At 69.4% G+C, this 9,319-nt stretch carries 6 protein-coding genes; 1 reads left to right on the top strand and 5 read right to left on the bottom strand.

The window, feature by feature from the left end; all coding sequences use genetic code 11:
• Positions 1-372: 372 nt before the first annotated feature.
• From HUV01_RS08170 to bla, 5 genes are all read right to left on the bottom strand, one after another.
• A complete protein-coding gene (locus tag HUV01_RS08170) occupies positions 373-1,626 on the bottom strand; it encodes a D-serine ammonia-lyase (protein ID WP_217430960.1) in 1,254 nt (417 codons plus the stop codon).
• Between the two features lies 1 nt (position 1,627).
• Positions 1,628-3,898, bottom strand: coding sequence for a TonB-dependent receptor (locus HUV01_RS08165; protein ID WP_174297798.1), 2,271 nt, complete (start codon positions 3,896-3,898; stop codon positions 1,628-1,630).
• Positions 3,899-3,985: 87 nt separating this feature from the next.
• Positions 3,986-5,203 (bottom strand): serine hydrolase domain-containing protein, encoded by a 1,218-nt coding sequence (locus HUV01_RS08160; protein WP_174297797.1) that lies wholly within the window; start codon positions 5,201-5,203, stop codon positions 3,986-3,988.
• Positions 5,203-7,137 carry a serine hydrolase domain-containing protein gene (locus HUV01_RS08155; protein ID WP_174297796.1) on the bottom strand — a complete coding sequence of 645 codons (1,935 nt, stop codon included), beginning with the start codon at positions 7,135-7,137 and terminating at the stop codon, positions 5,203-5,205. Before HUV01_RS08155 ends, HUV01_RS08160 begins: the two co-directional genes overlap by 1 nt.
• Entirely contained in the window at positions 7,137-8,126 is a 990-nt protein-coding gene (gene bla / locus HUV01_RS08150; RefSeq protein ID WP_174297795.1) for a class A beta-lactamase, read from the bottom strand. The genes HUV01_RS08155 and bla overlap by 1 nt, the downstream gene beginning before the upstream one ends.
• Before the next feature lie 158 nt (positions 8,127-8,284).
• Here bla and HUV01_RS08145 point away from each other — a divergent pair.
• On the top strand, positions 8,285-9,319 hold a 1,035-nt coding region (locus tag HUV01_RS08145), incomplete at its 3' end, for an NAD(P)/FAD-dependent oxidoreductase (RefSeq protein ID WP_174297794.1).

Here is a 9,319-nt window from a genome sequence, read left to right as displayed (position 1 = left end):
CCAACCTCAACACGCCGCGACAATCAGCTCTCATCCTGATCGCCGCGCGCTTCTCATCCAGATCGTCGCGCTACATTTGAGCCTTCTCTCGCCACTACCCACACCCGCATCGCCGACGCTGGTGCGAAGCGCACGTTCCCGCGCGCTCGCTCGCTTTCTTCTTGGTCGGCACCACGGGTGGAGCGAGGAGATGCCCACCTCCCCGTTGGCGCCATGCGCCCGAAGCCACATGCACTCCCGGATCCGAACGCGAAGCCGCGAACGGCGAGCCGGCGGTTGCCCACCGACATCGTGCGATCGCCGTTACCGCCCTGACGCAGCGGGGTATCGCCGAGCGCCCTTTGCCGCTGGTCCATCGTGCGGATCGGCGCCTCATTCTCGTTGGCGGCAATCCTGCTGCAGGATAGCCTCGAACTCCGGATCGGGCAGCAGCGATCCGCCCGTCGTCCAGGCGAGATGGGTTGCGTTCGCCATTTCCGGCCGATCATTGAGATAGGGTATTACGGCGGCGAGCGAGGCAGCGGCGGAGGGCTCCAGCCGCAGCTCGGCGGCGCGCCACGCCCGTCCGACCCACTCGACCATCATCGCGTCGGGCAGCGCTACGGCGCCATCAATCAGGTGGCCGACCTGGTCGAGCACGAGCTGCGACGCGGTCGGCACCGCGAGCCCGTCGGCGAGCGTGTCGTTGTCGAGACCGACGTCATAGACCGACACCGCCCGCCGGCCGCCCGCCGCAAGCGCCGCCATCATCCCCGCCGAAGCGATCGGCTCGACGAACACGCACACAACCGCCTTGCCCAGCCGCGCCTTGAGGCCGAAGGTGACGCCGCCGGGCGCCCCGCCGACGCCGCACGGCAGATAGGCTACCAGCGGCCGGGCAACGGTCGGCGTTATGCTGCGTCCGGCGAGCTGCGCGATGACTTCGTCTGCCGCCAGCGCATAGCCGATGAACAGCTCGCGCGAGGTCTCGTCGTCGATGAACGCGGCGCCGGACCGCGCCGCCGCCTCGCGTCCGCGCGCGACCGTCTCGGTGAAGTCGCAGTCATGCTCGACCACCTGGGCGCCGAGGCGGACCAGCCGCTCCTTCTTCCATGCCTTGGCGTCGCGCGACATGTGCACCTGCGCCCGCATCCTGAAGGCGCGCGCAGCCAGGCCGATGCTGAAGCCGAGATTGCCGGTGCTCGACACCGCGACGACATGACGCGCGAACACCCGCGCCGCCGCCGGGCTGGTCAGCATCAGATAGTCGTCGCCGGGCCGGACAACACCCTCGTCCAGCGCGACCTGCTCGACGTGGCGCAACAGCGCGTAGACGCCGCCACGCGCCTTGACAGACCCGGTCATCGGCAGCGCGTGATCGGCCTTGATCAGCAGCCTCGCCGGCAAGTCGGGCGAGACGGGATAGTCAAGCAGCGCCGAGCGCACCCGCCCGTCCCAGCCGCTCGCCGGGAACAGCTTGGCGAGCGCGGGCCGGAACCGCTCCATCCGCGCGGACGCGTCGGCGACATCGGCCAGCGTCACCGGGACGCCGCTCCCCCGCCCGGCGTCCGTTGGCTCGCGCGTCCATACCGTCGCTCGCCCCGCGCGAAGCGACGCACCGATGCGGTCGAGCGACCCGGCGGTCACCTTAGAACTTCGCGTCGAGCGACAGGCCGATCGTGCGGGGCTGGATCGGCGTTCCCTGGATCTGGTCGACCGAGCCCAGCACCGCATCTGTCACGTAGTAATAATAGTTGTACGCCCGGCGGTCGAAGGCGTTCTTCACGAACAGCCGCGCGGTATAGCCGCGATAGCTCAGGCTCGCGCCGAAGTCGGCCGCCGCGTAGGGCGCGAGCCGATAGGCATTGGGCATGTTGTTCGCGATGAAACCACTGTAGCGCGCACCGACCACTCGCGCACCGACGTTCAGATGCGCGCGCAGATCGCCGCCAAGCGACCATTCGTAGTTCGCCTGCACCGAACCGCTCCAGCGTGGCGTGTAGGGCAACTGGTCGCCCGCGCGCGCGCCGATCGCCGGGACGGCCTCCCTCAGCTTCGCGTCGGTGTATGTGGCATTGCCCGCCAGCGTGAACCCCGTCGCCGGGCTGATCGAGGCGTCCGCCGACACGCCGCGGCTGCGCGCCCTGCCACCGTTGTCCAGATAGGTGAAGCCGGTGTCGGGAACCAGGCCGAGGATCTGGATGTCTCGCCAGTCGATCCAGAACGCCGCCAGGTCGAACAGGCCTCGCCGGTCCCAGAACCGGGTTTTGAGGCCGGCCTCGTAGTTGGTGGTGCGGTCCGACTTCACCGTCGCCGGTACGCCCGGATAGGGGATGTTCGGGCCGCCCGCCTGGTACCCCGACGACACCCGAGCGTAGGCGAGGATGTCGTCGGTAACCTGGTAGCGCGGGCCGACGCTGTAGGTCACGACGCCCTCCGACGACGTGCCGCTGAGCGCCGCGTCGTACGCGCCGGATTGCAGAACGATCAGGATGCCCGATGCGGTGATGGGAAAGACCTGCCGGTTGTTGGCGTAGCGCACGCCTGCGGCGACATCGAACTTGGACGTGAAATGATAGGTAAGGTCGCCAAACGCGGCGTACTCGCGATAGGTGCTCGGCAGGCTGGCCTGGAAGAGCGGGTCGGCCGGGATCGGACCGAAGCCGAGGTCGACCGGCGTCACCGGCTGGCCGTCAGGCTGCAGCGCGTTCTCGATCTGGTCGTCGTGGGTCCGCTCGTGCGTATAGAAACCGCCGATCAGCCACTCCAGCCTGTTGCTCGACGGCGAGGAAAGGCGGACCTCCTGCGTGAACTTGCTGGTGCGCAGGGTTTGGTGGAACGGAACCAGCCCGCCATCGGGAACGCCGAACGCGCCCAGGAGAAGCAGATTGCCGCGCGTCGAGTCCTGGTAGTCGACCGCGCGTGTTCTGGAGTAGCTGCTCACCGAGATCAGCTTGGCCCCTCCGAAATCCCAGTCGAGCTGGCCCGAATAGAGGTGCAGCGACACGTTCGACGGCTCGCCGAGAAAGTTGTCGTTCTTGAGGTCGCCCGCGACCGGCCGCAGCGTGACCGGGTCCAGCGCCACCTGGCTGTTGTTGGCGGCGACGCTGTTCTGCCACAGGAAGCCGAGCTTGACCGACAGCCGGTCGATTGGCTGCCACAGCAGCGCCGCACGGGCGCTCTGCTGACGCAGGTGGTTCTGGTCCCTGGCGCCGGTCTGGGCATTGTCGATGAAGCCGGGGGTCGACTCCGAGCTGTAGCTGCCCAGCACGGCAAGCTTGCCGGCGATCACCGGCACGCTCAGCATCGCCCGTCCGCCGCCGCCAACGGCATGAGCGCCGTCGATGCCGAACACGTCGCCGCCGATGGCCCCATGAACATGGTCGAGACTGGGATTTTTCAGCACGTACTTGACCAGGCCGCCAAGCGAGTTGGCGCCGTAGAGCGTGCCCTGCGGCCCCTGCAGCACCTCGATACGCTCGACGTCGTAGGGCAGGAGGTCGAGCGAGGAAGCGACGCCGGTGGACGACAGGCCCGCGTTGATCGTGCTTGAGCCGATCGGGCTCTCGTCCACATAGGAGGCGACCGTCGCGGATGGGCCGACCGGCGCGATGCCGCGCAGACTGACGATCGTCTGGCCCGGGGTACCGCCCGAGTTCACCTGGAGGCCGGGAACATAGCCGCCAATGTCTTCCAGGCTGGTCGCGTGCAACTGCTCGATGGCGGCGGCGCCGACGACGCTGACCTGCGCGGGCACCTTCTGGACGCTCTCGGACTTCTTCTGCGCGGTAACGACTATGTCGGCGGTGTTGATGTCGGACGTGGCGGGCGGCGCGACCTGCGCGGTCGCCCGACCGTTGGCGAGAAGCGTCAACGCCGAGGTGCAGACTGCCAGCCCGATCACATGCTTGTTGGTCATCGCCGTTCCCTGATGTGCGCGGCGGCCTTGCATGACTCGCCTGTCAAGCGAAGTGTGCTACATATTTTCTACCGTAGCAACTACTAGCTATTTGGGCGAATATTGTTGACCGGTATAGCGGAGCGCCAGCCCGGTGAAGCTGGAGTTGAGCGCGACGTCATAGGCGGCGGGCGGCGTCTCGCCGGCATGCATCGCGCCAACATTGGCGAGCACCGCCACCACCGCATCCTCGCCCTCCGCCCAGCCGAGTCCGCCGGTGAAGCCGAGGACGCTGCCGGCGTGCCCCTCGAACGCGCCGGTCGGGGTGATGAAGCGGAACAGCCCGTGGCCCATCTCGGCATAGGAGCGTGCCGACTTCCACTGCCGCATATAGGCGAGGCTGGGTGGCCGGAGCAGCCGCCCGTCGCGCAGCGCCAGCGCGAAGGTCGCGAGGTCGCGCGGCGAGGAGACGATGCCGCCCGCGGTCCACTCGACCGACAGGTTGGCGCCGGTCGCGTCGATCAGCCCCGGCCGCACCGTGGCGAAGGCGGGCGCGATGCCGGCATCGCGACGGAAGGCGTCGGTGGCGTAGTGGTAGCGATGCGGCAAACGCTCGGGGCGCCCTGCCTCAAAGCCGTCGAGCCAAGTGTCGGCGAGCGCCAGCGGCGTCAGGATGCGGTCGCGTATCTCGGCGCCGGCGCTGCGGCCGGTGACGCGTTCGACGATCAGCCCCAACAGGGTGTAGCCGCTATTGGAATAGCGGAATCCAGCGCCCGGCGCGCCGGTGGCGGGCACGCCCCGGATATAGTCGAGTGCCTCGGTCTTGCCCCAGCGGTGCGCGGGATCGATCGCGACGCCGCGGCCGCGCCGGATCCAGGCGGGATCATCCTCCCAGCTTGGCACTCCGGCGGAGTGGGCGAGCAGCTGGCCGATCGTGGCGGTGTCGGCATTGGCGATGCCGCGGGTCGCCGCCGCCCCGAGCAGTGCGCGCGGTGTCGCGTCGACCGACAGGCGCTTTTGCTCGACCAGTTGCAGGACGACGACCGTGACGAACAGCTTGGTGATGCTGCCGATGCCGAACAGGTCGGCCTCGTCGATCGCTCGCCCGGCGCCGATATCCGCCAGCCCCGCGACCCCGGTCCAGATCACCCCGCGTCGCGTCGCGATCGCCGCCGACAGTCCCGGCGTCCCCGCCGCGACCGCGCTGGCGAGCGCCTCGGCGAGCATCGCCGGGGTGACCGGGAGATCGGCCGCCGCTACGCCCGCCGCGCTCATCCAAGGCATCGCACCCGCCGCCGCCAACAGTTCCCGCCGCCCGACCTCCATCAATAATCCGTCCCGAAGCTCAGCAGCTGGCCCACCCAGGCCGCCCAGGTCAGCGCCGCGAACGCGAACACGACCAACCCCGTCCAGCCGCGCGACCACCAGGGCGAGGGCGACCGCAGGGCGATCGCGAATGCGAACAGCGCAACGAGCACGCCGCCCGGCAACCCGACGATCGACAGCAGCTGGACAAGATGGATGCCGACCATATGATGGTCGAGCAGGAAGATGCCGTTCGGCGGCGCCAGCAGCGACAGCACCCAGGCCCAGCCGGCGGCAGCGGCGAGCGCGACCACCCCGAACGTCCTGGTCAGCCGCCGGGCGGCGACCTGGCGGTGGGTGAGCGTCAGGCGAACGCCGTAGCGGCGGCGGACCAGCGCCGCGATCGGCCACACCAGCACCGTCACGAGGATGACGAGCAGCGCCGCGCCCGACAACGGCAGCAGCAGCCGCGCCGATCGCGCGGGCGCGATCGCCTGGTATAGCTCGGTCGGATCCTCGTCGTGCGCGAACGCCATGATCCGGCCCCCTTCCAGCCGCACGGCGAGCCGGTCGCTGCCGCCGACCTCGCTCCACAGGAAACGCGCGGTCTCGCGGAAGCGCTTGGGCGCGCCGCTCAAGCTGTCGAGGCCGTCGACCACGATCGTGCCGTCGTCCTGCACCCGCACGCCAAACTGCCCGAGCAAGAAGGCACCGGCGAGAAAGGTCGAAAACGGCCGCCGCGTCGTCGCATAGGCATTCTCGAACAGCCGGCCATGCGCGAGAGCTGTGGGCCGGTCCACCCGCACCAGCGTCGGCGGCGGTCCCGGGAAGTAGCGGTCGCTGAACCCCTGGAACACGCCCTTCAGCAGCGGCCGGTTCGCTCCATCGCGCCCCATCGCGTTGACCGCCACGAACAGCCCGACATGCTCGTCGAGGTACAGCGCCATGGTCGCGTGGAACGCCACCGTCGCGCCGTCATGGCCGATCACGCGGCGTCCGTTGACGTCCAGGCCGATGAAGCCGAGCGCCATCTGGTCGAGCGGTGGCATCACCGCGAGCGCGGGCGCGTGCATCGTCCGCGCCGTCTCCGGCCGAAGGATGGTCGCGCCGCCGAGACGGCCGTCGTCGAGATGCGCGATCATGAAGCGCGCCATGTCGTCGCCGGTGATCGAGAGCCCGCCGGCGGGCGACCACACGACCTGCTCGAACGGCTGCGGCGGGCCGCTGCCCTCGACATAGCCCGCCGCCATGCCGGGTGCGAGCGCGGGCGGCAGCGGCTGGACGAAGGTCGACCGGGCCATGCCGAGTGGGGAGAGGACGTGATGCGCGACATAGTCGGCGAAGCGCTCGTGCGACACGCGCTCGACGATATAGCCGGCGAGCGCCGCGCCATAGTTGGAATAGGCCGGCGTCGTGCCGGGATCGAACACCCGTGCCGGCACCCGCCGCGCGAGTGCGGCGCCGAGGCTGGTGGTGTCGCTCGGGTCCTGCGTGGCGATGCCGCGCGTCGCCTCCTCGAAACCGGCGGTGTGGGTCATCAGCTCGCGCATCGTCACCGGCCGGCCGGCGCGTGGCGGCACGCGGAAATCGAGGTAGCGATTGACGTCGGCGTCGAGGTCGATGCGATGCTGCTCGACCAGCTGCATCACCGTTGTCCAGGTGAACAGCTTGGAGATCGAGCCGACCCGGAATAGCGTCGCGCGCGGGTCGACCGGTTTCCCGGTGGCGACATCGGCGAGCCCGTAACCCTTCTCGAACAGGACGTGGCCGTCCTTGACGACGACTACCACCGCGCCCGGGATGTCGGCGCGGCGCAGTGCGAACGGCATGAAGCCATCCATCCACGCCTCGACATCCGTCGCCGTCAACGGTGTCCCGGCCGGCGGCTTCGCTTGCGCGGAGGCGCCAGCGGCGCCTAGCAGCAGCGCAAGGAGCAGCGCGGCGATCCGCGCCATCAGGGCGTCGGCGCCGCGAAGATCATGTAATCGTAGACCGAGCGGGCGAGCTGGCCGATGATGACCTCGCGCTGGAGGCTGCTGCTCGCCTTGACCATGATCGCGACGACGACGGTGCCGCGCCCGCCGGGCAGCGTGACGTAGCCGACGTCGTTGACAGTGCCGCTGATCGTCCCGGTCTTGTCCGCGACCGTGACGCCGGGCGGCAGTAGCGCGCGGATGCGCTTGCCGCCGGTGGTGCAGCGGCTCATGATGCCGAGCAGCAGCGCAGTGCTGTCGGGCTTGAGCAAGCGGTCGCGCTCGATCTTGGTCAAGAGATGAACGATCGCGTCGGGGCTGGCCGTGTCCCGCGGATCGGCGTCGAACCGCGGGTTGGGGATGTACTCGCGCGCCGCGAAGGACGGGTCGGCCTGGATGACCGCGTTGAGCGTGTTTCCCGGCGGCGCCTTGATCTCGTAGAAACGCTCGTTCAGCGAGATGGTGTCGCCGTCGACGCGCAGCCCCTCGATCCCGGCATGCCGCACCCACGCCGTCACCGCCGCCGGGCCGCCCGCCAGCCGGGTCAGCACGTTGGCGGCGGTGTTGTCGCTGCGTGTCAGCATCGTCTCGAGCAGGTTGCGGGTCGAGATCGACAGCCCCGGATAGGGCAGGATTTCAGCGATGCCCTCCGAGTCGAAGACAAGATCGGGATCGATCGGCACAAGCTGATCGAGCGTCAGCTTCCCGGCATCGATCTGCGCGAGGATCGCGCCGGCAACCGCGATCTTGAACACGCTCGCCATCGGGTACGCGTCGCGCGCATTTAGCGTCAGCGTGTCGCCGGTCCTGAGGTTGACCGCCTCGATCCCGACCTCGCCGCCCACCGTCGTGGCGATGCGCGCCAGCTCGGCCTCGGTCGCCGCGCGCGTCGGTGTCGCAAGCGCGGGGCCTGCAAGCGCGAGCGCAGCGAGTGCCGAGGTCCATCCCCATCGCCGACGGATCATGTTCATGCGGCCTCCCGGCTATCATCGCTAACATCGCGGACACGGGCCATAGCCCGGCATGTCGAGTTTTCCAAGTGGGCAACACAGTTGCTTATATAGCGTATCTGTGAAACTAGAGCGGCCACGATGCCGGCGGAGCAGGATGACGGCCAGGATGGAAGCGCATGACCGATCTCGTTGATTTCATCGTCATCGGCGGCGGCGTCGCCGGCTCTGCGGCGGCGGCGGAGCTTGCCGGGCACGGCTCGGTGCTGCTGCTCGAAATGGAAGGGCAGCCGGGCTATCATTCGAGCGGCCGGTCGGCGGCGATCTTCGCGTTGAGTTACGGCAATGACACCATCCGCGCGCTGACCCGCGCCAGCCACGATTTCTTCCAGGCTCCCCCTGCGGCATCCTGGCCCACCAACCTCCTCACGCCGCGCCCGGTGCTGGTCACCGCGACTCACGACCAGCGCGAGGCGCTGGCCTTCTCGCTGGCGCAGATGGTCAAGGGCGATTCGATCGAGCCGAAGACGGTCGAGGAGGCGGTCGCGATGTGCCCGATCCTCAGGCCCGAGGCGCTCGTCGGCGCGGCGCTGATCCGCACCACGTCCGACATCGACGTGCATCAACTCCAGCAGGGCTGGCTGCGGCTGCTCAAGACGAGGGGCGGCCGGGTTGTCACCGGCGCCGAGGTGACCGGGCTCGACCGCGCCGACGGGCAATGGACGGTCGCGACCCGGGAGGGGAGTTTCCGCGCCGCCACGATCGTCAACGCCGCCGGCGCTTGGGCGGACGCGATCGGCGCGATGGCGGGGGCGCTCGACATCGGCCTGACGCCGCTGCGCCGCACCGTCTGCGTCCTCGACGCGCCAGGGGGCGCCGACACATGGCCGATGCTCCTCGACGCCAAGGAGCAGTTCTACCTCAAGCCCGATGCGGGCACGCTGCTGCTCTCCCCCGCCGACGAGAACCCTAGCGAGCCGTGCGACGCGCAGGCCGACGAGCTCGACATCGCGATCGCGATCGACCGCGTCGAGCGCGCCACCACGCTGGCGGTGCGCCGCGTCGCACACCGCTGGGCGGGGCTGCGTTCGTTCGTCGCCGACCGGTCGCCGGTGGTCGGCCGCGATCCGGTCGTCCCCGGCTTCGTCTGGTATGCGGCGTTGGGCGGCTACGGCATTCAGACCGCGCCGGCGCTGGGCCGCCTCGCCGCCGCC

This window comes from Sphingomonas bacterium, from assembly GCF_903643035.1.
Taxonomy (GTDB): domain Bacteria; phylum Pseudomonadota; class Alphaproteobacteria; order Sphingomonadales; family Sphingomonadaceae; genus Sphingomonas.
The sequence above is the reverse complement of the archived record's forward strand: the minus strand, read 5'-3'. Positions and strand labels throughout refer to the sequence as shown.